Source organism: Acidovorax sp. Root568, assembly GCF_001427445.1.
Taxonomy (GTDB): domain Bacteria; phylum Pseudomonadota; class Gammaproteobacteria; order Burkholderiales; family Burkholderiaceae_C; genus Acidovorax; species Acidovorax delafieldii.
In genome coordinates, this window is the sequence record NZ_LMGP01000010.1 from 236,622 (window position 1) to 260,775 (window position 24,154).

The 24,154-nt window shown below is 62.5% G+C and carries 20 protein-coding genes and 1 tRNA gene; 9 read left to right on the top strand and 12 right to left on the bottom strand.

Going from position 1 to position 24,154, the window contains the following annotated elements; all coding sequences use genetic code 11:
- The first annotated feature begins 162 nt into the window (after positions 1–162).
- From dnaE to clpA, 3 genes are all read left to right on the top strand, one after another.
- Entirely contained in the window at positions 163–3,696 is a 3,534-nt protein-coding gene (gene dnaE / locus ASD75_RS07655; protein ID WP_056744464.1) for a DNA polymerase III subunit alpha, read from the top strand.
- 97 nt (positions 3,697–3,793) lie between these two features.
- Complete coding sequence (gene clpS, locus ASD75_RS07660; RefSeq protein WP_015013909.1) at positions 3,794–4,162, top strand: ATP-dependent Clp protease adapter ClpS; 369 nt, start codon at positions 3,794–3,796, stop codon at positions 4,160–4,162.
- A 57-nt stretch (positions 4,163–4,219) separates the two neighbouring features.
- The gene (gene clpA / locus ASD75_RS07665; protein ID WP_056744466.1) at positions 4,220–6,568 is read left to right on the top strand and encodes an ATP-dependent Clp protease ATP-binding subunit ClpA; all 2,349 of its coding nucleotides are present in this window, start codon (positions 4,220–4,222) and stop codon (positions 6,566–6,568) included.
- A 111-nt stretch (positions 6,569–6,679) separates the two neighbouring features.
- Here clpA and ASD75_RS07670 read toward each other — a convergent pair whose 3' ends face one another.
- Positions 6,680–8,869 (bottom strand): AsmA family protein, encoded by a 2,190-nt coding sequence (locus ASD75_RS07670; protein WP_369817463.1) that lies wholly within the window; start codon positions 8,867–8,869, stop codon positions 6,680–6,682.
- 191 nt (positions 8,870–9,060) lie between these two features.
- On the opposite strand from ASD75_RS07670, the gene ASD75_RS07675 reads away from it, so the two are divergent.
- A complete protein-coding gene (locus tag ASD75_RS07675; protein WP_056744470.1) occupies positions 9,061–9,969 on the top strand; it encodes a pseudouridine synthase in 909 nt (302 codons plus the stop codon).
- 286 nt (positions 9,970–10,255) lie between these two features.
- Positions 10,256–12,196 (top strand): Cache 3/Cache 2 fusion domain-containing protein, encoded by a 1,941-nt coding sequence (locus ASD75_RS07680; RefSeq protein WP_304439940.1) that lies wholly within the window; start codon positions 10,256–10,258, stop codon positions 12,194–12,196.
- A gap of 74 nt (positions 12,197–12,270) precedes the next feature.
- Here ASD75_RS07680 and ASD75_RS07685 read toward each other — a convergent pair.
- A tRNA-Gly gene (locus ASD75_RS07685) sits at positions 12,271–12,344 on the bottom strand.
- A gap of 256 nt (positions 12,345–12,600) precedes the next feature.
- Here ASD75_RS07685 and ASD75_RS07690 point away from each other — a divergent pair.
- The gene (locus tag ASD75_RS07690; RefSeq protein ID WP_056744471.1) at positions 12,601–13,863 is read left to right on the top strand and encodes an integrase family protein; all 1,263 of its coding nucleotides are present in this window, start codon (positions 12,601–12,603) and stop codon (positions 13,861–13,863) included.
- Here ASD75_RS07690 and ASD75_RS07695 read toward each other — a convergent pair.
- From ASD75_RS07695 to ASD75_RS24050, 10 genes are all read right to left on the bottom strand, one after another.
- Positions 13,818–14,084: an AlpA family transcriptional regulator gene (locus ASD75_RS07695; RefSeq protein ID WP_056744473.1), complete on the bottom strand. Its 267-nt coding sequence runs from the start codon at positions 14,082–14,084 to the stop codon at positions 13,818–13,820. The genes ASD75_RS07690 and ASD75_RS07695 overlap by 46 nt on opposite strands.
- 12 nt (positions 14,085–14,096) lie before the next feature.
- Positions 14,097–14,597: a hypothetical protein gene (locus ASD75_RS07700; protein ID WP_056744475.1), complete on the bottom strand. Its 501-nt coding sequence runs from the start codon at positions 14,595–14,597 to the stop codon at positions 14,097–14,099.
- Positions 14,594–16,885, bottom strand: coding sequence for a ParB/RepB/Spo0J family partition protein (locus ASD75_RS07705; protein ID WP_056744477.1), 2,292 nt, complete (start codon positions 16,883–16,885; stop codon positions 14,594–14,596). Before ASD75_RS07705 ends, ASD75_RS07700 begins: the two co-directional genes overlap by 4 nt.
- On the bottom strand, positions 16,882–17,247 hold the full coding sequence (locus ASD75_RS07710; protein WP_056744479.1) for a hypothetical protein: 366 nt from the start codon (positions 17,245–17,247) through the stop codon (positions 16,882–16,884). Before ASD75_RS07710 ends, ASD75_RS07705 begins: the two co-directional genes overlap by 4 nt.
- Positions 17,244–17,558, bottom strand: a complete 315-nt coding sequence (locus ASD75_RS07715) for a hypothetical protein (RefSeq protein WP_056744481.1) — start codon at positions 17,556–17,558, stop codon at positions 17,244–17,246. Before ASD75_RS07715 ends, ASD75_RS07710 begins: the two co-directional genes overlap by 4 nt.
- Positions 17,555–17,878 carry a hypothetical protein gene (locus ASD75_RS07720; protein ID WP_056744483.1) on the bottom strand — a complete coding sequence of 108 codons (324 nt, stop codon included), beginning with the start codon at positions 17,876–17,878 and terminating at the stop codon, positions 17,555–17,557. The genes ASD75_RS07715 and ASD75_RS07720 overlap by 4 nt, the downstream gene beginning before the upstream one ends.
- Positions 17,879–17,887: 9 nt before the next feature.
- Positions 17,888–18,040, bottom strand: coding sequence for a hypothetical protein (locus ASD75_RS23640; protein ID WP_156400964.1), 153 nt, complete (start codon positions 18,038–18,040; stop codon positions 17,888–17,890).
- A gap of 294 nt (positions 18,041–18,334) precedes the next feature.
- On the bottom strand, positions 18,335–18,751 hold the full coding sequence (locus ASD75_RS07725; protein ID WP_056744484.1) for a hypothetical protein: 417 nt from the start codon (positions 18,749–18,751) through the stop codon (positions 18,335–18,337).
- A 159-nt stretch (positions 18,752–18,910) separates the two neighbouring features.
- Positions 18,911–19,360: a hypothetical protein gene (locus ASD75_RS07730; RefSeq protein WP_056744486.1), complete on the bottom strand. Its 450-nt coding sequence runs from the start codon at positions 19,358–19,360 to the stop codon at positions 18,911–18,913.
- Between the two features lie 39 nt (positions 19,361–19,399).
- Positions 19,400–20,044 carry a hypothetical protein gene (locus ASD75_RS24050; RefSeq protein ID WP_235511567.1) on the bottom strand — a complete coding sequence of 215 codons (645 nt, stop codon included), beginning with the start codon at positions 20,042–20,044 and terminating at the stop codon, positions 19,400–19,402.
- A gap of 334 nt (positions 20,045–20,378) precedes the next feature.
- Between ASD75_RS24050 and ASD75_RS07740 the strand changes: the two genes are divergently transcribed.
- The 3 genes from ASD75_RS07740 (at position 20,379) to ASD75_RS07750 (ending at position 24,006) form a co-directional block, all read left to right on the top strand.
- Complete coding sequence (locus ASD75_RS07740) at positions 20,379–20,861, top strand: phage regulatory CII family protein (RefSeq protein ID WP_056744490.1); 483 nt, start codon at positions 20,379–20,381, stop codon at positions 20,859–20,861.
- Complete coding sequence (locus tag ASD75_RS07745; RefSeq protein ID WP_056744492.1) at positions 20,861–21,154, top strand: hypothetical protein; 294 nt, start codon at positions 20,861–20,863, stop codon at positions 21,152–21,154. The genes ASD75_RS07740 and ASD75_RS07745 overlap by 1 nt, the downstream gene beginning before the upstream one ends.
- A gap of 101 nt (positions 21,155–21,255) precedes the next feature.
- Complete coding sequence (locus tag ASD75_RS07750; RefSeq protein ID WP_056744494.1) at positions 21,256–24,006, top strand: VapE domain-containing protein; 2,751 nt, start codon at positions 21,256–21,258, stop codon at positions 24,004–24,006.
- Positions 24,007–24,154 lie beyond the last annotated feature (148 nt).

Consider the following 24,154-nt stretch of genomic DNA (forward strand, 5'->3'; position numbering starts at 1 on the left):
CCGAGGGTTCAGTCATAGGGGAGTGCGCTCTGCGTACTCGTCACGGAAGCCTTCGGCGCCATTTCGGGCACGAAAAAGCATTGTACTGGTGGCGCCAGCAGCGCCAAGGCGCTGCCGACGCAAGTCCTGTTGGAGAGTCGCAGGGGTTTCTACAATGCCTGCATGTTTGTTCATTTGCGCCTGCACACCGAGTTCTCCGTCGTTGACGGTACCAATCGCATCGACGAGGTGGCCAAAGCGGCCGCCAAGGACGGCCAGCCCGCTCTGGCCATCACCGATCTCAATAACCTTTTCGGGGCGATCAAGTTCTACAAGGAAGCGCGAGGTAAAGGTGTCAAGCCCATCTTGGGTGCAGAAATCTTTCTTGAAGGCGAGGCGGGAGGTGTCCCATCGCGCCTTATCCTCCTGGTGCAGAGTCGCCAGGGGTATCTGAATCTGTCGGAGCTGCTGGCCCGGGCCTGGACGCGCAATATCGTCAAGAATCTGGCGCTGAGCACTTGGACGTGGCTGGAAGAGCTGTCAGAGGGATTGATTGCCCTGTCTGGCGCGCAGGCGGGCCCGGTAGGGCAAGCGCTGATGAAGGGGGATGAGTCAGGTGCCGCCGACGTTGCGTTGCGCTTGGCGGGCATTTTCCCGCACCGGTTTTACATCGAGCTGCAACGGGCCGGCCGAAACGACGATGAAGCCCATGTGGTGGCAGCCGCTCAGCTTGCTGCCCGGTTGAACCTGCCGGTGGTGGCGACCCACCCCGTTCAGTTTGCCGAGCCCGATGATTACGAGGCCCACGAGGCGCGCATCTGTATCGCCGAGGGGGAAATCCTGGCAAACCCGCGTCGTGTCCGCAAGTTCACCCGCGACCAGTATTTCAAGTCCTCGGCGGAGATGGAGGCCTTGTTTGCCGACCTGCCATCGGCCATCGCCAATACGGTCGAGATTGCACAACGCTGCAACCTGACCCTGGTGCTGGGCAAGCCGCAGCTCCCGGATTTTCCGACGCCCAACGGCATGCCCATCGACGAGTATTTCCGCTACGCGTCGTTCGAAGGGCTGGAGGAGCGCCTGAAACATCTTTTTCCTAACGAAGCTGAGAGGGACAAGGAGCGCCCGCGCTATGTCGAGCGTCTGGAGTTCGAGCTGGGCACCATCCTCAAAATGGGGTTCCCGGGCTACTTCCTGATCGTGGGTGATTTCATCCAGTGGGCGAAGCAGAACGGCTGCCCAGTGGGGCCCGGCCGTGGCTCCGGCGCCGGTTCGCTGGTCGCTTATGCGCTAAAGATCACTGACCTGGACCCGCTGCAATACAACCTGCTGTTCGAGCGGTTCCTGAACCCGGAGCGCGTGTCGATGCCCGACTTCGACATCGACTTTTGCCAATCTAACCGCGACCGGGTGATTGACTACGTCAAGGACAAGTACGGCAAGAACGCCGTGAGCCAGATCGCTACCTTCGGCACGATGGCGGCCAAGGCGGCCATCCGCGACGTGGGCCGGGTCATGGACATGAGCTACACATTTTGTGATGGCATCTCCAAGCTGGTGCCAGGCAAGCCTGGCATGTCCTACACCCTGGCCTATCCGCCTGAGGTGAAAAAGGACGGCGACAAGAACAACTATGCGCTGGAACTGGAGCCCATGCTCTACGAGCGCGTACGCAAGGAAGAAGACGTCAAGACCGTCATCGAGATGGCACAAAAGCTTGAGGGTATGACGCGAAACATCGGCATGCATGCCGGTGGCGTTCTGATCGCGCCCGGCAAACTCACCGATTTTTGTCCGCTGTACCAGCAGCCGGGTAGCGAGTCCGCCGTGAGCCAGTATGACAAGGACGACGTGGAAGCCATCGGCTTGGTGAAGTTCGACTTCTTGGGGCTTGCCACGCTCACCATTCTGGAAATTGCGCGCGAGTTCATCATGAAGCGGCACAAGGGCCAGGAGAATTTTGCGTTCGAGAATATTCCCCTCGACGACGGACCCACTTATCGGCTGTTCTCTGAGGGTAAGACCGAAGCAGTGTTCCAGTTTGAAAGCCGCGGCATGCAGGGCATGTTGAAAGAGGCGCGGCCCAGTCGGCTGGAAGACCTCATTGCCCTGAATGCGTTGTACCGGCCGGGGCCTATGGACCTGATTCCCAGCTTTGTGAACCGCAAGCATGGCAAGGAAGAGGTCATCTACCCCCACCCGCTGGTAGAGCCGGTGCTGGCCGAAACCTACGGCATCATGGTGTACCAGGAGCAGGTGATGCAGACCGCCCAGGTGCTGGGCGGATATAGCTTGGGCGGCGCCGACATGCTTCGGCGTGCCATGGGGAAAAAGAAGGCCGAGGAAATGGCCGAACACCGCGCCATTTTCCGCAAGGGTGCAGCGGAGAAAGGCATCAGCCAGGAGAAAGCCGACGAGGTGTTCGACCTGATGGAGAAGTTCGCGGGCTATGGCTTCAACAAGTCACACGCGGCTGCTTACTCCCTGCTGGCGTACCACACTGGCTGGCTCAAGGTGCACTACACGGCCGAGTTTTTCTGCGCCAACATGACCGTAGAAATGGACGACACCGACAAGCTCAAGGTGCTGTTCGAGGATGCACACAAGATGGGGCTGTCGTTCGAGCCGCCGGACGTGAATCGGGGCTTTTATCGGTTTGAACCAGTCACCGACAAGATCATCCGTTACGGTCTGGGGGCGGTGAAAGGCACTGGACAGCAGGCGATCGAAGCTATCGTCGCGGCCCGTGAAGGGCGCGGTGAAGGCCCCCAGGGTTCGACCAAAGGGCCCTTCAAAAGTCTGTTTGACTTCTGCGTGCGAGTGGACAAGGCCCGCATGAACAAGCGCACGGTCGAGGCCCTGATCAAGGCGGGTGCCTTTGATTCGATCCATCTCAATCGGGCGGCCCTGGTGGCCTCTATTGATCGGGCCTTTGACTTTGCTGCCGCAACGCTGGCCAACGTCAATCAGGGCGGCTTGTTTGACATGATGGGTGATGATGCCCATGGCTCCAGCACCCAAGAGCCCGATCTGGTGGACGCAACGCCCTGGGGTATCAAGGAGCGGCTTACGCTGGAGAAAACCGCCGTCGGGTTCTACCTGTCTGGCCATCTTTTTGATGAAGTGGCGACCGAGGTGCGCCGTTTTGTGCGCACCCAGATCGATGAGCTGCTTGACAGCCGAGAGCCCCAGGTACTTGCCGGCATCATCAGCGACTTTCGGGTCATCAACGGGCAACGCGGGAGGCTGGGACTCTTCAAGCTGGACGACAAGTCCGCTGTGATTGAGGCTTCTGCCGATGAGGCGTTGCTCAATACCTACCGCAATCAGCTCAAGGAAGATGAGTTTGTAGTGATGATGGGCCGGCTGCAGCTGGACCACTTCAGTGGCGGTCTGCGCGTCAAGGTGCAGCAGGTGTGGGACCTGGCGGGCGCGCGTTGCCGGTTTGGCAAATACCTGCATGTGACTGTGGGTGATAAGGCGCCAGATGTGCCGCGCTTGGTACGCGAGTTTCCGCCGTTGCGCGAAGAGGTCGCCGAAGGGGGGTTGGTGCACGGGTTGCGCGTGCGCATGGGCGTGCGCTGCCAGTCGGACGATGCTGCTGCAGTGGCAGAGTTGCAACTGGGTGAAAACGCGCGTTTCTACCCCAGCGATGCTGCGTTGGCGGCATGGACCGCCCAAGTGGGTGCCGGTGCCGCCAATGTGGTGTACGAGTGATTGAGTTCCCCGCAGAAGTTTCTGTAAGCCGTGGGTTGAAAAATACCTGGTCAACAACCAGCTTCTCCTGCAGCGGCACCCTGTTCGGGTCGCTAGAATGATTTTCATGGCAACAAAACCACCTTCACCCCCCACCGCGCCGCCCGTGACCCGGCCTGCGCGGGATGATGGCGGTTCGGTCGTGCTCGAGAGGCGCACCCAAAAGACCCAGCCGCCGCAGATGTACCAGGTGGTCATGCTGAACGACGACTACACGCCCATGGAGTTCGTCATCGTGGTTCTGCAGGAGTTTTTCAGTAAAGACCGCGAAACTGCCACCCAGATCATGTTGAAGATCCACCTCGATGGCAAAGGCGTCTGCGGCGTTTATTCGCGCGATGTGGCAGCCACCAAGGTAGAGCAAGTGCTTGACGCCGCCCTCAAGGCGGGCCACCCACTGCAATGTGTCAGTGAGCCTGTTGAATAACAGGTCTTTTGTCCCGATCTAAAGTTATCCCTTCCACGCAAGCACAAAGGAGTTCACATGATTGCCCAGGAACTGGAAGTCAGCTTGCACATGGCCTTTGTTGAGGCCCGTCAGCAGCGCCACGAGTTCATCACCGTGGAGCATCTGTTGCTTGCATTGCTCGATAACCCCAGCGCAGCGGAGGTGCTGCGCGCATGTTCGGCCAATATCGATGATCTGCGTTCATCGCTGGCGAATTTCATCAAAGACAACACCCCCCAGGTCGCAGGTACCGACGAGGTGGACACCCAGCCTACGCTGGGATTCCAGCGCGTGATCCAGCGCGCCATCATGCACGTGCAGTCCACGGGCAACGGCAAAAAAGAGGTGACGGGTGCCAATGTGCTCGTGGCAATTTTTGGCGAAAAGGACTCGCACGCCGTGTACTACCTGCACCAGCAAGGTGTCACGCGGCTGGATGTGGTGAATTTCATCGCCCACGGTATCAAGAAGGGCGAGCCGCCCGAGCCTGCTAAGGCCGAGAATCAGGCCGAGGGCGAAGAGGGCGGAGGTGGTGAGCGTAACGAAAAGGCGTCGCCGCTGGAGCAATTCACCCAGAACCTGAACCAGGCCGCCAAGGATGGCAAGATCGATCCATTGATCGGCCGCCATTACGAGGTCGAGCGCACGATCCAGATTCTGTGCCGTCGCCGCAAAAACAATCCTCTGCTTGTGGGCGAGGCAGGGGTGGGCAAGACTGCGATTGCCGAGGGCCTGGCTTGGCGGATCACGCAAAACGATGTGCCCGAGATCCTGGCCGAGGCAACGGTGTACTCCCTGGACATGGGTGCGTTGCTTGCGGGCACCAAGTACCGTGGCGACTTCGAGCAGCGCCTCAAGGGCGTGCTCAAGTCGCTCAAGGACAAGCCCAACGCCATCCTTTTCATCGACGAGATCCACACCTTGATCGGTGCGGGTGCGGCCTCGGGCGGCACGCTCGATGCTTCCAACCTGCTGAAGCCGGCGCTGTCCAGTGGCCAGCTCAAGTGCATCGGTGCGACCACTTTCACGGAGTACCGGGGGATCTTCGAGAAGGATGCTGCCTTGTCGCGCCGCTTCCAAAAGGTGGACGTGGTGGAGCCCAGCGTGGCCGAAACCATCGACATCCTGAAGGGGCTGAAGTCTCGTTTTGAAGAGCATCACAGCGTGAAGTACGCTGCAGCTGCCCTGCAGGCTGCGGCAGAACTGAGCGCCAAGTACATCAACGACCGCCACCTGCCCGACAAGGCAATCGACGTCATCGATGAAGCCGGTGCGGCCCAGCGCATCATGGTGCCGAGCAAGCGCAAGAAGACCATCGGCAAGGCCGAGATCGAAGAGATCGTGGCCAAGATCGCACGCATTCCGCCTGCCAACGTGTCCAATGACGACCGCGGCAAGTTGCAGACGCTGGAGCGCGACCTGAAAAGCGTGGTGTTCGGCCAGGACAAGGCATTGGAAGTGCTTGCCAGTGCCGTCAAGATGGCACGCTCGGGTCTGGGCAAGGGCGACAAGCCGATCGGCTCGTTCCTGTTCAGCGGTCCCACCGGCGTCGGCAAGACTGAAGCGGCCAAGCAGCTTGCCTACATCATGGGCATCGAGCTGATCCGTTTTGACATGTCCGAGTACATGGAGCGCCATGCCGTGAGCCGCCTGATTGGCGCGCCTCCAGGTTATGTCGGTTTCGACCAAGGTGGTCTGCTGACGGAAGCCATCACGAAGAAGCCGCACGCGGTGCTGCTGCTCGATGAGATCGAGAAAGCACATCCGGACATCTTCAACGTGCTGCTGCAGGTCATGGACCACGGCACGCTGACGGATAACAACGGCCGCAAGGCCGACTTCCGTAACGTGCTCATCATCATGACCACGAATGCTGGCGCCGAGACCATGAACAAGGCGACCATTGGCTTTACCAACCCGCGGCAGGCGGGCGATGAAATGAGTGATATCAAGCGCCTGTTCACGCCTGAGTTCCGCAACCGGCTGGATGCCATCGTCAACTTCAAGGCACTCGATGAACAGATCATCCTGCGCGTAGTGGACAAGTTCCTGCTGCAGCTGGAGACGCAGTTGGCTGAGAAGAAGGTGGAGGTCACCTTCACCGATGCCCTGCGCAAGCACCTGGCCAAGAAGGGTTTCGACCCGCTGATGGGCGCGCGCCCTATGCAGCGCCTGATCCAGGACACCATCCGCCGCGCCTTGGCTGACGAGTTGCTGTTTGGCCGCCTGACAGAAGGGGGACGCCTGACCGTGGATATCGAGATGAAGAAGGACGACAAGGGTGTGGAAACACCCGACGTACTGCTGGATATCCAGCCTTTGCCGAAGAAGGAGCGTTCGGCGAAGTCCGAGCCTGCAGAGCCTGAAGAGGCGACGGCCGACTGACCTCGGGTTCCTCGCAGATCCACGAAAAGCCCACGGTTCACGCCGTGGGCTTTTTCATTGGCGATGGCCGCTGGGGCCCACACACCCGCAGAGGCGGTGTAGAAGTATTTTTTAGCGTGACGGCGTGGTGCGCGCGACCGGCGCGCCAGCGCGCCCTGCCTTGACCGGTTGTGTAGCTTGAGCAAGCAAGGGCGCACACTGCGCGTCGTCGTCAGCTCCGGGTACCGTTACAGGTAACAATGCCAAGGCTGCAGGCGCGGCCACCGCAGCGGCAATGGCTGCCCCGGCGCGCAACAGCAGGGGGCCTGGTTCTGCGCCCACATCGGGTTTGCCCAGCGTGCCGCGCACGTACAGCGGAGTGCGCAGCGAGAAGAACTTCCACTCCAGCGACGCTGGTTTCACGCTCAGGTTCAGGCGTTCCTCTGCCATGTCGATGGTGCCCGTGACATCCACCACCGCCTCGTTGGTGCTCAGCTTGGCGGTGCGGACCGTGGCAAGGCCTTCGCGCACCGCCAGATCTGCCACCGCGCAACGCAGTTGCACTTCTTTGTTGTCGCCAAACAGTTTGCCCACCACGATGCTGCCCACGTTGAGTGCAGCGCGGTCCAGTAGTTCGCGGCTCAGAGTGCCATCGCGCACATACAGGCGGGCCTCGCCGCTGCTGCTGCCAAGCCACTGCGCTACGGAATTCCCCTGGCCATTCAGCGCCATGGCGCCATCGAGTCGCCCCAGGCTTTTTTGGGTCAGTTCCACCTCGGGAAACAGCGCAGCGAGCCGCAGGTTTTGCACGCGGGTGTCCATGTGTACCGTCAGCGGTCGTTTGCGGCTGTCCAGCACAAGTTTGGATTCAATCTGGCCTTTGGCCACACCAAAATGCAAGGGTTCCAGGCGCAGCACGGCATCGTCCAATACGGCATGCACGCTAAGGTCCTCCAGCGGCAGGCTGTTGGGTCGGATCACACGCTGCCCCGCAAACTTAAGATCCATATCCATGGTGCTCCAGCGATCGGTGGCAAATGCAGCGTTGGGCAGTACCTTGCCATTGCGGCCAGGCTGGGCAGTCGCCGTGGTGGCTGTACCGAGCACTGGTCCCAGGTCCACCATGCGCAACTGATTGGATGTGATAGCGCCTGAAAGTTTGCCGCGTGGCGCAGCCGACACGAAGCGCAGATTGCCGTGCAGATCGCTCTGGCCTACCGTACCAGTGAAGTCACGGTAATCCCATACAGCACGGCCTGGTTGCAGACTGCCCTGCAATCGTCCCTGGGTCTGAAATGCGGGCGTATTGGGCAGGACAAGACCCGTGAGTGCATACAGGTCAGCCATGCTGGCGCCTTTGAGCATGACTTGGAAATCCATCCCTGACAGCGCACCCGGATTTGCCAGAATACCCCGAACGGCTGTTTCTACACTGCCCGCCTTAGCGGTGAATTGCAGGGGGTAGTTCACCTCTTTGTCGCGCAGCGAGAGCACAGAGCCGGCCTGACCCTGACCCTCGATACGCGCCTTGCCCAGCGTGCCCTTGAGGTCGAAGTGCACGCCATAGACTGGGGTGCTAGAGGCACTCGCCGTGCCAGACGCAGACGATGCAGCATTCCCCGATGCAACGACTGTCTGCCCTTCGCTGAGGGTGTCGACGCGGGCGGTCAGATCAAGGTCTTGCTTGGCGTCGTTATATGCCATATGCCCCCCGCGAACCGCTAGCTGATAAATGCTGAACGCCCAGCGCGGCGTGGCGTCATCGGGATCCCTCTTGGGGAGCAGCGTCCAATTGTTGCTGCCGTCGCGCAGGCGGGCGAGGGAGATGTCCGGGCCAGACAGCTCCAGGGTATCAATGACCACTTGCCTCGCCAGTAGTGGCCAAAGCTTGAGCGATGCGCGCGCCATCTCGGCGCGTGCCGTGGTTTGGGGCGTTGCGGCTTTGCCAGGACGGGCAAATCCTGGAGGGTCTTGCAAAACCAGCTGGGTTCCCTGCACAGTGATGCCAGGAACCCAGCGGTGCCACCCTTCTTCAAGGGGCTGTGGCCAGTGCCAGGATGCGGATAAATCGCCCTCCACCGCAAACTGTCGTCCGGTTGCCTCGCTGAGGGTTTGGTTGATCCAGGGTTTGGAGCGGTTCCAATCCCACTGGCTCAGCGTCACAGCGCCTATCAGCAGCAGTCCTACCATGACGCCACAGGCAATGCGGACCCTGCTATGGCCCTGCCTCGGGCGAGGCGTTGAAGTCACTCCCGCTGGTGCCATTGCCGTCGCCGTTGCGCGTGCAGATGTGGTGTGCTGGTCCGTTTGGGGTCTTGTCATAGAGCAGCCATGCTAGCCCGCAGAACGCAAATTTGCGTCGATTGCGTTGGCTAACAGGCCTTTTGGCGTGCTTGTCCTACAGCGCTGCTCTGCATGGGCTTTGTGCTCCACCTGTATGCGCGGGTGAAGCGCTATCCCCGGTCGGGACTGGCGTATCTTGACGCCGACCAACCCCCTAGAATTTGCACGCCATGCACAACCCTCGCCATCCCCATGTATTGCCCGTGCGCGATGGGGTGAGCCCCAGCTGCGTGGTACTGCCTGCGCGAGGGCAGGGCAGCATGCTGGATTTTTTGACAGAGCGACTGCCGGCCGTATCCCGTGAAGGGTGGCACGAGCGCATGGAGGCGGGTGTCGTGGTGGATGAACGCGGGCAGGCCGTGTTGCCTGATCGGGCTTTTGAGGGAGGTCTGCGCCTTTACTACTATCGAAGTCTTCCCGCCGAGCCCGCCTTGCCGTTCAGTGAAGCGGTGGTGTACCAGGACGAGCATCTGGTGGTGGCAGATAAGCCGCACTTCATGCCGGTAACGCCCTCAGGCCGGTATCTGCATAACACCTTGCTTGTACGCCTCAAACGCCGATTGGGGCTGCCCGAGCTCTCGCCATTGCACCGCATTGACCGTGATACGGCTGGGTTGGTGATGCTGTCAGTGCATCAGGCAACGCGCGGAGCGTATCAGGCGCTGTTCCGCGATCGACAGATCATCAAGCATTACGAGGCCGTTGCGCCGTGGCGCGCCGACCTGACCTTCCCGCGTGACCACCGCAGCCGGTTGGAGGAGAGTCCGCAGTTCTTTCGTATGCAGGAGGTGTCGGGCGAGCCCAATAGCTACACCCATATTCAGGTGCTAGAGGTCGCAGGCGACTGGGCTCGGTACCTGCTGTCGCCCGTCACTGGCAAGCGCCACCAGTTGCGCGTGCATATGGCGGCCCTGGGGCTGCCACTGCGCAACGACCCTTTTTATCCCGTCGTCAACGACCCGCCCGAAGGCGACTACTCGCGGCCACTGCAGCTGCTGGCGCGGTCTCTGGAGTTTGTGGATCCCGTCACTGGGGTGCAAAGAGTTTTTAAAAGCAGACAGGCGCTGAGCCTGCCTTGAACACGCTGGAACCTCGACGCAGACTTGCATGACGACTTCTGTGTCTGCCGCAGCGAGTTGTTGTTGCGGTGAATTTTTGCAAGGGTTTTCCCTATGCCTAAAAAGGCCATTGCACCGGCGATGGTTTTGTTTTTGCGCGACTTCGGGTACTTTGGTTCTCCGTATGCACGTTGATGCATAAATTACCCAAAAGCACCAGATGATTCCCTCAAGCTCCCGCCATTCCGTCGCCTTCAAGCTGTCCTTGACGGCTTTGCTCAGTCTGTTGGCGGTTTTGTTGGCCACGATGGGCATCGTCAGTACCCTGCTCTGGAAAGACTTCGGTCGCCTCGCGCGTGGTGATGCCATGCAATACGCCGCCCAGGTACGCACTTTGGTCCAGACCTTTGATGAAACGGCGCAAGAGCAGGCCAAGCGCGACTTCACCCTGTTCAAGGCGAATTTCCCAGGTCAATTCACCGTCGCAGAGTCGCCTGGGGCCGATGGAAAGCCCGAGGCGGTGCTGTCTTTCCAGGGGGCCTCCGTCAACGGCGACTTTGAAGTGGTGGACCGATTCTCCAAGGACAGCACGGGAGCAGTGGCCACGATTTTCGCGCGCACCGGCGACGATTTCATTCGTGTGACCACATCCCTCAAAAAGCAGGATGGTGAGCGTGCTTACAAGACCCTGCTGGACCGTAAGCACCCGGCCTATGCCCTCATGAATGAGGGCAAAACCTATATCGGCCGTGCCAGCCTGTTTGGCCGTGAGTACATGACCGTGTATGAGCCCATCCGCGACGGGACTCGCACCATCGGCATCCTGTTCATTGGCTCCGACATGGGTGCCATTCTGGGCAAGCTCGACACCGTGATGGCGGGACAAAAATTGTTTACCTCGGGTGCTGTGTATGCCGTCAATCTCTCATCGGGCCCCGCACGGGGCAGTGTTTTCGGGTTGCCCGGCGCTGGCAAGTCCCTGAAGTTGGATGACAAGGACGACAACGCCAAGGCTTGGCTGGCGTCGTTGGCTGCGGTCCAGTCCTCTGGCGATCTGGAGTCCGGTTGGTCGCCCCGTCGCAGCGGTGAGAGTGATACCGCCATCCGCTACGTGGCGGTTGAGCACTACAAACCCTGGAGCTGGGCCATCGTTGCCGAGGCACCTTTGACAGAGATGATGAGTGAGGCGCGCGGCGTGCTCACCTGGCTTTGGCTGGGTGTGGCGGTGGCACTTGCGTTGCTCACTGTGGTGCTGTTGGTGGCTACGCGCAGGCTGGTGGGTGCCCCCGTGCAGCAGCTAAGCACGGCCCTTGGCTATCTGGCGCAGGGGGATCTCACGCACGCGGTGTCCGTCCGGTCGCGCGATGAAATCGGCTCTCTGGCCCAGGCCATGGAAGGCTTTCGCGTCCGGTTGGTGGAAAGTTTGGGCACGGTGCGTACCAGTGCCGACAGCGTATCTGCTGCTAGTACGGAGATTGCGCAGGGTAACCAGGACCTGTCGGGGCGTACCGAAAGTCAAGCCAGTGCGTTGGAGCAGACGGCGGCCAGCATGGAGCAACTGGGCGCCACCATACGCCACAACGCCGACAGCGCAAGCCAAGCCAACCAACTGGCCGTGGGGGCCAGCCGGGTTGCCCAGCAGGGTGGTGAGGTGGTGTCCAAAGTGGTCCGCACGATGCAGGACATCAACAACAGCAGCCAGAGGATCGCCGACATCATTGGTGTGATCGACGGCATTGCCTTTCAGACCAACATCCTGGCGCTCAACGCGGCGGTCGAGGCGGCACGCGCGGGTGAACAAGGTCGCGGCTTCGCGGTGGTGGCCGCCGAGGTGCGCAACCTGGCCCAGCGCACGGCAGCCGAAGCCAAAGCCATCAAGGAGCTGATTGGCGCCAGCAGCGCCATGGTGCAACAGGGCTCGGTGCTGGCCGATCAGGCGGGCACCACGATGCAGGAAGTCGTCAGCTCTATCCAGCGCGTGGCCGACATGGTCTCTGAAATCAGCGCGGCCAGTAACGAGCAGACCGCCGGAGTTGGCCAGGTGGGTGAGGCTGTCACACAGCTCGACCAGACCACGCAGCAGAACGCGGCGCTGGTGGAGGAAATGGCTGCGGCTGCCAGCAGCCTGCGCACGCAGGCGCAGCAGATGGTTGAGGCCATTGCGCGGTTCAACCTGGGCCAGGATGCAACAACGGCGCGTATGCATGTGCCCGCATCGGACCGTGCCGTGCCAAAGCTCGGCGGCTAGAGAGCCCTCGACAGAAAGACGTCAGCCCATGAAAAAACCTGCCAGGCATTGCTGCCTGGCAGGTTTTATTGATTTGGAGCGGGTGAAGGGAATCGAACCCTCGTATGAAGCTTGGGAAGCTGCCGTTCTACCATTGAACTACACCCGCATTTCGCAACCTGTTGATTCCCAAAGGAAAGTTGCTCTAAGTGCTTGATTTTACAGCCGGATTCTCTGTGATGCGGCTTTCGATGTTCCCTACATCTGGCCCCATTCACCCCGCGCTGCATATACTCCCGGTGTAGTTTAAGTGTAGTTTCTGGTGATCTGAAACCTACACTACGCTGCACGGGGTGCACTCAACAGGTGGGGAGTATATGGTTTTTGATGCAAGGGCCGCGAAAGCGCTGCAGCCGGGCGATGCGATGGCAGTGCCTGGTTGCCCCGGCTTGCGGCTGCTGGCCACCAAAAACCTCAAAACCTGGACGTACCGCTACAAGACGCCGGACGGCAAGCTGCGCCAGGTGGCCATTGGGCCGTGGCCTGCTTTGACGCTGCATGACGCCATGGCCAAGTGGATGGAGCTGCGGGGCCAGAAGTCTGCGGGCGTTGACCCGGTGGCTAAGCGCAAGGCCCTGCGCGCGGCTGCAAAAGCTACACCGGCCGCGTCCAAAGGCTACACCGTGGCCATGCTGGTGGCGGACTACGTGAAGGGGCACCTGCTGGTGAGTCGCAAGGCTGCCGGTGCCGAGGCGGCGCGCAAGGCGCTGGACCGGCTGATTGAACAAGAGCCCGAGCTGGCGACAGCGGATGCCAACCTAGTGACGCGCGCACAGTGCTTCGATGTGTTGGAAGCGCGCAAGGCCACGCCCATGGCCACGGCCAAGTTGCGGTCAATGCTGGGGTCTGCCTGGGAGTACGCGCTGGATGCTGGGCGGCTGGACGGAAACACGCCCAACTGGTGGCGCCAAGTGATGAAAGGGCGCCTGAAGAGCAAGGGCAAGGTGATGGCGGGCAAGCACGTGGGCCAGCGTCGGCGGGCGCTGCGCGATGACGAAGTGCGCGCGCTGCTGGCCTGGCTGGGCAACATGCACCAGGTGGGCCAGGATGCCGTGGTGATGTACCTGTGGACGTGCACGCGGGGCAGCGAGATTTTTGGCCTGCGGCCTGAGCAGCTGGCTGTGGAGGGGCATGGCGACGATGCGGTGCTTTGGTGGACCATACCCAAGGAGCAGACCAAGAATGCCAGGTACGCCGATGCGGTGGATCTGCGCGTGCCGCTATGGGGCAGGGCACGTCAGGTGGTGGAGCGCCGCCTGGCTGGCGTGGGTCAATCGGGCTACCTGTTTGAAGACACACGGGGCAAACCGTACACCCAGCATGCCTTCAGCACCTATGTGTACGACCTGCAGCCCTACAGCCCCAAAGCAAAACGCCGGGACAACCCGGCGCTGCAATTGCCTGTGACCGACTGGACGCCCCACAACCTACGGCGTACCGGCCGCACCATGTTGGCTGCGCTGGGGTGCCCGGCAGAGATTGCAGAGGCCATCGTGGGCCACATGCCCGAAGAGATCGAGGCCACGTACAACGTGCACACCTACGACCAGGAGCGGCTGGTGTGGCTGCGGCGGTTGAGTGATCACTTGGAATCGCTCGCATCATCTGGCGTGCCTGCGCGGCCGTAGCCAGAGTTGCGTGCGGGCTTTAGGTCTGACACGGGCAGGCTACGACCCCAGTCCTCCAGCTCTTCCACCAGCCAGGCGCTACGGCCTGCGGACAGCTTGCGCGGCTTGGGGGCTAGACCCTTGGATGCCATTTTTTCGAGCTGCGTGGATGACAGCGACAGGAATGCGGCAGCGGCCTCGCGGTCGAGGTACAAGGGTTTGATGGTGACGGTGGTACTCATGCAGTGAGTCCTTCATGCGGCCATCAGGGCCAGGTCGGTTTCGGAGAGTCGCACTACGTTGCCGCCAGTGCTGGCGGTGCGGGCCTTGATGTGGTTGACGATGCGGTGCAGCTCGCCAGCGCTGATCTGCTGGAGCTGGTATTCGTGCAGATCCACTGCGGTGGCGAGTGCGTCCAGCTCCTGAAAGTGAAGGGCGGTCTGCCGCCATGCACACGAGGTGAGGGCGCGGGCCTCGATCGCGGTGCAGGCCTGCAGAGCGCTGGTGATGTGGTCTGCAAGGCCACGCACGATGCCGCTGTGTTCGATGCCCTGGGCAATGAGCATGGTAGACCGCAGCACCTCGAATTGCAGTTGCGTGGAGACGCCCTCGCGCACGAATTTGAGGCATTGGCGCACGGGTGTCATCACTTCGGCTATCTCGGCCTGGGTGAGCTTGGTGGCGGTCATGAGGGCCAGCATGAGCGGGTTGGCGCTGATGCGGGCCATTCGGGACTTCTTGCGGCCGTGCGTCATGCCAGCGCCTCCAGATCCTCAGCAAAGAAAGTGCCACGCTCGGCGTGGGCTGGTGGCTTGTTGGCCTCGCGGGCCTTAATGCTGTTGCCTTTGACGCCGGTGACGGTGATCGTGCGGCCGCGCCAGCTCACGGCGTCGCAGGTGTCTTTGACTATGAGCACCATTCCAGATGTGATCACCAGCGCATCGCCCCCAGCTACTGTTGCCCCTGTCTCTGCATCTGCACCGGCCTCACCAGCGGGCGCGGCTGCGGAGTCGGTCGCCGTTGCTTCTGCCCAGCCGTTCGGGAATGGCCACGCGACCGACGGATCTACCGGCGCGGCGCTGTTACTGGGCGGGGCGTCACCCGCGCCACCGCTCGCAGGAGCGGGGGCGCCGTCGTTGCCATGCGCCGCAGGCGCCTGATCCTGGTTCCCTTCGGCCTCGGCCAGCGCAGCGGCGATTTGGGCCGTGGCCTCGGCCTTCGTGGTCTTGGGCGCGGTAGCGCTGGCTTGCGCAGCGGGGGTGGTTTTGCCCTTGGCCCCTTTGGCCCTACCTCCCTCGCGCGTAGGTACAGCTTGCGCAGCGGGTGTAGGGGTAGAAGCACTTTCTGGTGCTGCAGCTTTAGCGGCTTCGCGGTCGGCTTTGGCCTTGGCGGCGGCGCGCAGGTTGGCTTTGGTCTGGGCTTTAACCTTGTCCGGATCGACGCCGTAGTCCTTGGCCACCTGCAGCAGGGCGGTGTTGGCCTCGCTGGGGGCGATCCAGTGGCGGTATTCCACGTCCTGGAACATCACCATTAGCTGCAGAGCATCGGCCGGTGCGTCGGTGTCTGCGATGTACTGCAGCAAGCCAGCCACGGGGGCGACCTTGCCCAGGTCGAGCAGCTTGCACAGCTTCTTGGCGCGGTCCTGATTGAGGCCTTTGGCCTTGGTGGTGGCAATGTCTCGCATCACAGCGTCGGAAGGCGCTTCGTGTGTGCCGTTGCGGATCTGGTCCCACGTGGCTGTCAGCAAGTCCCACCGCCATTGCTCTTCAAAGGCGGTCTTTGCCTCGGCCGCGGCTTGGAGCTGAGCGCTTTCGGCTTCGCGTTGGGCCTCTTGCTCAATCTTGGCGGCGACCTCCTCGTGGTTCGCAGCCTTCAGCAGCACCTCGGCCTGGTCGGGGGTGATGACGGCCACCAGCTCGCCATCTTTGTGCGGGTTGGCCACCAGCGTTGGCTTGATGCCTTGCTGCTCCATGGCCTTGCCGATGAGCTTGCGCAGCGGTTTATCGGTGGGGCTGTCGTTCTTGTCGTCCAGCCGCAGATAGCCCTTTACCTCGCTGCTCCACGAATTGGGCATCAAGGCCTTGGCCTCGCGGCCTTCAATGATGTGCGCGCCGCTCTCCAGTGCTGCTTTCTTGATGGCTACGCTGTGGGCCTCTTCCTTGGCGTGGTAGCACTTGGGGTCTGTGCACACGTCTGCACTGTCCACGTCCTGGAACAGGTCGGGGTTGGCGCTGGTACGCTTGGGGCACCCTCTGCAGCTGCCTGCCTTGGGGACCAGGTTGGCGTCCGTGATCTTGAACTTGGCGCTGCTCAGCTTGAGCATGTAGTTCTGCTGGACGTGCGAAGCGCAGTCGCGGTAGCTAGGCTGGTAGAAGTGGTTGGCTGGTGCGCAGTAGGCCAGCGCCTGCAGCTGCAAGCCTTCGTCCGGGATGCGGGCGATCAGCAGGGCTTTGCTGAAGTCGATCTTGCCCTCGCGCAGGGCCTCGCGCGCCTTTTGGCACAGGTCCAGCACCTTGAGGCGGGCGTAGACGTAGCTGCGACTTTTGCCGATCTTGGCGCCCACCTGGTCGGCGTTGAGGTTGCCGGTGCGCATCAGCACTTCGTAGCCCTCAGCCTCCTCCAGCTCGGTCACGTCTTCGCGCTGCAGGTTCTCTATGACCTGGGCCTCTAGCGCTTCGGTGTCGGTCATGGGGCGAACCATGGCTGGAATCTCTGCCAGGCCTGCGAGCTGGCTGGCGCGCCAGCGGCGTTCGCCCGCGATTAGCTCGAACTCGGGAGCGGGGCGCTTGTTGGCGCGGGCCTCGCGGTGGGTGTCTTCCAGCCGGTGCGCGGGCAGGGGGCGCAGCAGCACGGGCTGGTGCACGCCGCTGGCCTTGATGCTGTCGGCCAGCTCCTCCAGCTTGGCCTGGTCGAAGGTCTTGCGTGGGTTGGTGAGGCTGGGGGCGATGCTGTGCACGGGGGTGTGCAGCAAGCGCGGGCCTGCGCCGGGGGTGGGCAGGGCCTGGGTAACGGTGTCGTGGACTGCGGTTGCCATGGTGCTCATCCCTTCTTTGCGAAGCTGGTGCGGCTGGGCAGGCGGAACGCGTCGGCGCTGCCTGGGCGGTAGGGGTTGGTGCGCAGCTCGGGGCAGGTGTAGGCGGGGCCGCGCATGGTGCTGTTGCGCACGGGGGTGCAGTCGGTGGCGCGCTCCAGGCGTTCGCACTTGCGGCGCGCCAGCAGCTCGGCCTGGCTGGCCACGGGGCTGATCAGGGGCTTGCCGTGGGCCGATGTGGTTGTAGTGCCGATGGCCTGCAGGCCTGCCTGGCGCAGCGGTGCGGGCTTGGGGCGCACGATGTGCACGCTGGTTTCGTTGGGCTTGGCCAGTGTGATGCTGTCTGTGCCTCGGGTGGGGCGGGCGCGGGTCATGCTGGCACCTGAGCGGTGGGGTCTAGGGGCAGGCCCATCACGCGGCGGGCCGCGCGGTGCACCTCGGGGCTGACGGCGTAGCCGTATTGGTCGGGGTTGAGCAGGTCTTGCACCAGCTCCATGGCCTTGTCGGTGCCGTGCCAGTAGCGCACATCGCTGGCGCGGTGAGTGCAAAGGTTGAGCAGGTCTGTAGCCAGGGCGTGGCCTGGGGTGAGGCGTTGGCCGGGGATGGGGGTGCCGCCCGTGGTGTACACCATGACGCCGCCGCTTGGCTGGTCGATGATGTGGATGGTGATGGTCTTGGAAGTCATGCGAGATCTGCGCGCTCTGCGCTGGTGGGGTTGGGGTTGATCAGGTCTGCCTCGCACTCCAGGCGCTTGGCTTTGAAGCGGGGATTGATGGCCTGCAGGTCGGCCAGCTGGCCGCGCATGCGGGCGGCAAGGGCGCGCGCTGCGGTGCAGCTGGCCGTGCCTCCGTTGGGGTAGCTGTGTGTGATGCACACGGTTTGGCCGGTGGCGCGGTCTGCGATCTCCAGCTCGACCACGGGCAGGCCGTGGCGGGTGAAGCGGTAGACGCTGCTGGTGACCAAGCCGCGTACCCGCAGCGTGATGGCGCTGGCTTGCGTGGGCATGGCGGGCCTCTACCAGCGGGGGAGGTGTGGATACACCAGGGCGCACACCGTGAGGCCCACGGCAAAGCAGAGTGCCAGCATTCCAATGCGTACCGCGATGCGCAGCGCGTGGTGCCGGGTGCGGCGGGTGCGCAGGCGGATGAGCTGGATGGGGGCGCTCATGGGCGGGCTCCCAGCGCTGTCAGCGCGCGCGAGAGACGGAAAGATGTGCAGGGGCCGAGGATGCGGCGCAGGGCGGTGTAGAGGCGGTGGGCGGTCATGCTGCGACACCTCTTGCATCCACACTGCGCCGTTCACGCTGGTAGTCGGCTTCGCAAGCGCGGCACCACGGGGCCAGCCTTGCGGGGTGGCCTGCCTTGTTCTGCAGCCGAAAGAACTCGGTGTCTGCGGGCCAAGCCTCACTGCAGCGTGTGCATGTCTTCTCGGCATCCTGGGCCGGATGGGCGATGGCGCTGCTCATGCTGTGGCACCTCGGGCATTGACTTCCACGAGGTTGCCAAAGTCGTCCGTTACGGCGGGGTATGCACACTCCCATATGCGGCCTGTGTGGTCCCAGTGGCTGGCCTTCACAAACGTGAGCAAGGGCTCGTGGCGCCAGCCATATTTGCGCTGGGTGCGCATGCGGTACCAGCCGGCCTCACAAGTCGAGGCCCATTCAAAGCCGTCGCTGTACGTCGGCGTGAGCGTGCGATACGACTTGGGTGCAATCGCCAGAGCGCCGCTAATTGGGCCGGTCAGCGCTGTGCGAATGTCGGCAAGCAGTTGGCCCACGTCCTGGTCTTTGTCGTCTTCAAAGCCAGCAATGAAGCGCTCAGCAGCCTCTAGGCTGTGAAGTGGTGTGCACACGTGTGCACTGGGGGTTTGGGTTTGCATTTCGGCCTCGTCGTGTGATGGACGAGGCAAATATTACCCATTGGGATATTTAATGTAAATACCCAATGGGTAATTTTAATTGGAAGGTGATCTGTAAAGATTCAACTATGGGTAACAAAAAAGCCCCTCTAGAGGGGCTTTTTGCTGGGGTGTCAAGTTCTAAAAGACCTTCTTGAACTGCGCCAGGGTGTTTATAGGGAGCACTCGGGAGCAGGCGAACTGCTGTTGGGCGCCTAGCGCGGTGGGGGTGATTGCCGCCACGCGGGTCTTGATGGTGTCGCCTTCAAAGATGAGCTCCCAGGTGGTTTCGCAAGCGCCGTTGAACATGTCGCCCTTGAGCAGTGCTGTGGCCTCGCTGATGGTGCCGCCAAAGACATCCCACACGCCGATCACTGGAGGGGTAACGCTGCTGCCGGAGTAGGTGAAGCGGATGGTTCCATCGGACCGCGCAAAGGCGTAGGAGCCAGCAATCATGGAAGAGCCGGTTTGGTGAACGGTGAGGTAGCCCACGGTGCCTGCGGTTGCGGCGTAGATGCCGTCAAAGGCACCGGCCGCCAGGGCTGTGCCAGAAAGTGCAATCAGCGAGAGCGCTGCCAGCGTCTTCTTCATGAATCAATCTTTCAGTAGTAGGGATCGTTACTCGGTGCTTTAGCTGGGCTTGCCGGTGGTTCCGTTGGCGGGGGCCGGCGGTTGCGCAATTGCATCTACTAACCGCACGACAGTAGCCCATTCGGACTGTGGCATGTGTTCCATCAGCTCCAGGACTTTTGCGCGCGGGTCTTCCAGGCCATGCAGCTCGAAGTAGGTGGGTGGGGTGTCCATCCAGCCTTCTTCAAGGTTCAGCTTCTTTTCGATTTCGCGGGCGATGGCATCGCCCATGTTGAACACCTTGCCCTCTCGGTCGGTTCGGACGTTCGCATTTTTGATGCGGGATAGGCGTGAGTCCGTGCGCGGCCATTCAAGTGCTTCGTTGAGTGCCGCGAACGTCTTGTGCTTGTCCAGCAGTATCGACAGTCGAGCGCGTCGTGTGTCATGGACTGTTTGCATGGTCGGAATTCTTCCGCCTGCTGGGTAATCGGGGAATTTTCCAAAGGGATATCTTGACGCTTTCCCAATGGGTAATAAAATGGCCGCCATGTCACTTCCGTCACTTAAGTCATGGCTGTCCCAGGAAAGCGGGCGAGGGCAGAAGCTCGCTGCACACCTGCGCGTTCCGCCTTCGTTTGTGAGCAAGATGGCTTCGGGGAAAAGGCCGGTGCCAACAGAGCACGGCGCGGCGATGGAGTCGTTCACGAATGGGGCCTTTTCACGCAGGCAGTACTGGCCGGAAAGCTGTGAACGCATCTGGCCGGATCTGCGCTCTTCGCCCACCGACACCGCCCCGCCTCCTGAGCAGGAGGCATCGCATGCGTAGCCATGCCCGTGCATACGGGCCTCCCCTGTTTTCTGCCCCTCCACGCCCGCAGCAGCGCTGCCGGGTCACTCCTCCCTCCCTGTTGGTGTCTTGCGCGCGGGCAGGTGCGCAGGGCTTCGTGCGGTGGTGTGGTGGGGCGCTTTTTCTTCGTCATGGCTGCAGTGTCTTGCTGCGTGCCGGTGTGTGTCTTTAGCGTTTGGATAGGTGGAGCAGATGGACATCCTTGATTCGGTGCGGCGCTCGGTGCGCCACTACCCTGGTGGCTTGGAAGCCGTGGCGGCGCGGCTGGGCAAGAGCCCTAGCACCCTGGAGAAGGAGTTGCGGGCGGCGCCCCAGTACAAGCTGGGTGCGGTGGATGCGGCCGAGATTGCGGCCATGTGCGTGGACGCTGGCACGCAGCATTGCCTGGAGTACCCCACGCGGGTGGCCGAGGCAGTGGGCTGCACGCTGCTGGCCTTGCCGCCCCACGGCCACGGCCTGGATGAGGTGACGGCCGCAGCGGTGGCCGAGCTGATGCGCGACCTGGCCGAGGTGGTGACCACGGTAACCGACGCCGACAAGGACAACGAGATCAGCACCCGCGAGCTGCGCGACATTCAGGCGAAGTGGGCTGAGCTGGTGGGAGCGGGGCAGGTGCTGCTGCAGATGATGCAGGCCAAGCACGACCGCACGATGGCCAAGTGGGAGGGCAAGTAATGCGGCCCGCTGGTGAAGTGCGCCAGGCGCTGTTCAATGCCTGCACCCAGTTGGCTACGCCTGAACGCGGCCCGACCCTGCGCGAGATGGCTGCTGTGGCCTGCGTGGGCCTGAAGGCGGCGACCCATACGGTCAAGCACATGAGCAGGGCAGGGCAGGTGCGCATTGCACGCGAGCGCCGCGTGGAATACCGCAACCGCCCGGTGGCCGAGTATGTGCCTGCTGCCCTGGTTGATGGTCAGGATGATGGGTTTGTGGACTTGAGCAGCGTGCTGCGGGCATGGGGCGGCTGACACCCTATGACCCTGAAACAGAATGCCGCCGGTGGTGGAGACGCCGGGTTTTGTAGCGTGCGCGCAGGGGCTGCTGTTTGAGCCGAGCACCTCTTCCTCCTTTGAACTACACGGCGCTGGCTGATGCGCTGCTCCCCATGGCGGATGACCTGGTGCCCCAGTGGCTGCCGGGTGGTGTTCGTCGCGGGCATGAATACGTGTGCGGGTCGCTGGCGGGTGGCAAGGGCGGCAGCTGCTCGGTCAACCTGAATACGGGCCAGTGGGCAGACTTTGCAAGCGAAGAAGCTGGCGCTGATTTGCTGAGCCTGTACGCCAAGATTCACCAGCTGACCATGGCGAAGGCCTGCGTGGAGCTGGCTCGACAGCTGGGCCTGGAGCAAGTGGCTGGCGTGGTGATGACGGCCGAGGGCAAGGCGCCACCCGTGCGTGAGCCACGGCCAGCGCCACCGCCTAAGCCTGTGTCTGATCGGGAAAGCTGGCGAGCCATTGCGCCCGTTCCGGGGTACGCGCCCAAGGTGAATTTCAAGCACCAGCACCGCACGGATGCTGACATCGTGCACGTGTCGGAATACTGGCGCGATGGGGCGCTCTTCGGCTACGTGGTGCGCTTCAGGACCAGTGACGGCGGCAAGGATGACATTGCGCGCACTTGGTGTGAGAGCGAGTCCAAGGGCGGCGCGCGATGGCACTGGAAGCAGTGGGAGGAGCCGCGTCCGCTGTACTTTCCATCGGGCACGTCGCCAGCTGGCCGCACGGTCGTCCTGGTGGAGGGCGAGCGCAAAGGCGATGTGCTGCAGGCGCTGATGGATGCTGGTGCGCCTGGGGTGTACCACGTGGCGGGCTGGCCGGGTGGCTGCAAAGCCTGGCAGAAGGCCGATTGGGCCTGGCTGGCGGGCTGCACGGTGCTGGGCTGGCCTGACTGTGACAGCAAGCGGGAGCAACCCACAGCAGCGGAGCGCAAGGGGCTGGATGCACAGGTGCGCGAGCAGCTGCAGCTGGCGGATGACGCTGATGTGCGTGACCTGCCCCAGTACGAGCTGGCGCTGCAGGCGCTGAAGGATTCCAAGCCGTATCTGGCCTACGTGGACCAGCCCGGCATGAAGGCGCAGCGGGGCATTCTTGCGCTGTTGCGTGATGAGCATGGCTGCACTGTGAGCCTGTTGCCCATCGAGCAGCCGGGTGTGCTGCCGGATGGCTGGGACTGCAAGAACGCGATAGAGACGGACGGCTGGACGTTTGAACGTGTGCAGGCCTTCTTTGGGCAGGCGGTGGCGTACCTGGACAAGCCGGGTGACAAGCCTGCAGCGGCGGCGCCTGCGGCCAAAAAAATCGATAGCCCCGTTGGCACCGAGGGCACGGATTCTGGCGATGGCGATGGAGATGGCAATTCGGCGGACGCGGACCTGGTCAAGTGCGGGTCACGCCTGGTGCCGGAATGGCTTAGCTGGTACTACGACCGCGAGAAGCAGCGCTGGAACATTTCGCGCAAGACGGTGATTGCGGCGCTGGAAAAGGCGCCGGAGTTGCAGGGCATCGTGGCCTATGACGAGCTGCGCAACACCATCGCCCGTCGCCGGGCCTTTCCTTGGCCGAACAGCAAGCCGGGGGAGCTGAAGGATTCCGATTCGCTGCTGCTGGGGGATTGGATGTCCAACACCTGGGGCCTGCCATCGGTGAGCATGGCGGCGCTGGAAGAGGGCATCAAGACCGTGGCCAGCAAGAACCGGTTTCACCCGGTGCGTGAGTGGTTGCAGGCCCAGGAGTGGGACAACAAGCCCCGCGTGGATGGCTGGCTGGTGTATGCGCTGGGTGAGTCGCCCGAGTCGCTGCAGCGTAAGCAGCACCTGCTGGAGTATTTGCGCCTGGTGGGCCGGTTCTGGCTGCTGGGCATGGTGCGCCGGGTGATGGAGCCGGGCTGCAAGTTTGACTACATGCCGGTGTTGGAGGGCGCGGGCGGGTTGCGCAAGTCCACCCTGGTGGAGGTGCTGGCCAGCACGGAGTTTTACAGCGACACCAAGTTTGACATTGGCCACGGCCATGACGGGCAGGAGCAGGTGCAGGGCATCTGGTTGTATGAGGTGGCCGAGCTGGCGGGTATGAGCAAGTCAGAGGTGGCGGACATCAAGGCGTTCGTCAGCTCGAAGGTGGATCGCTATCGGGTTGCGTACGGGAAGATCCCGGAGTCGTTCCCGCGCCAGTGTGTGCTGGTGGGCACGACCAATGAAGACACCTATCTGCGCGACCGCACGGGCAATCGGCGGTTCTGGCCGGTGCCGGTGCGCAATGTGATCAACACCGAGTGGGTGGCGAAGTACCGCCACCAGCTGCTGGCCGAGGCCTATGCCCGCTATCTGCAGGATGAGCGGTACACGCCGTCCAAGGAAGAGGAAGACCGCCTGTTTCAGCCGATGCAGGAGAGTCGCCTGGTGGAGACAGCGGTGGAGTCTGAGCTGCTGGCGGTCCTGACCCGTAAGCCAAACCCCAATGCCACGGGTCCGTCGAGCTTTGTGCATGCAGAGGCGCCCTACGTGACGCTGGCGCAGCTGGTGCAGGCACTGGGCGTGGATGTGGCGAAGGCGCCCAACGGCCTGCAGCAGCAGGTGTCGGCCTGGCTGAAGCACCAGGGCTGGGAGCACCAGAAAAAGATGATAGGCGGGGTGCGCATATGGCGCTATCACCGGCCCGAGGGATGGCCGCGCAACGATGCGCCGGTTGGCCTGGATCAGATCACGGATGACGACGATGAGCAGGCAGGTGCACCAGCGCCAGCGGTGCCATCGCCACCACCACCCCTGACGCCCGCAGCGGCGCAGCTGAAGCGTATGGAGGACGACGACAGTGCGCCCTTCTGAGGCTTTGGCCTACCTCACTCACGCAGTGCCTGAAACGCGCTGCATCGCTCACCGTGTTGGAGGCGTGATTCGCGCCACGGTGCAAGTCCGGGGCGCAAGACGCCCGGCGTGCGGTGCAGTGGCGGGGATGGCCTGCCACGCGCCTATG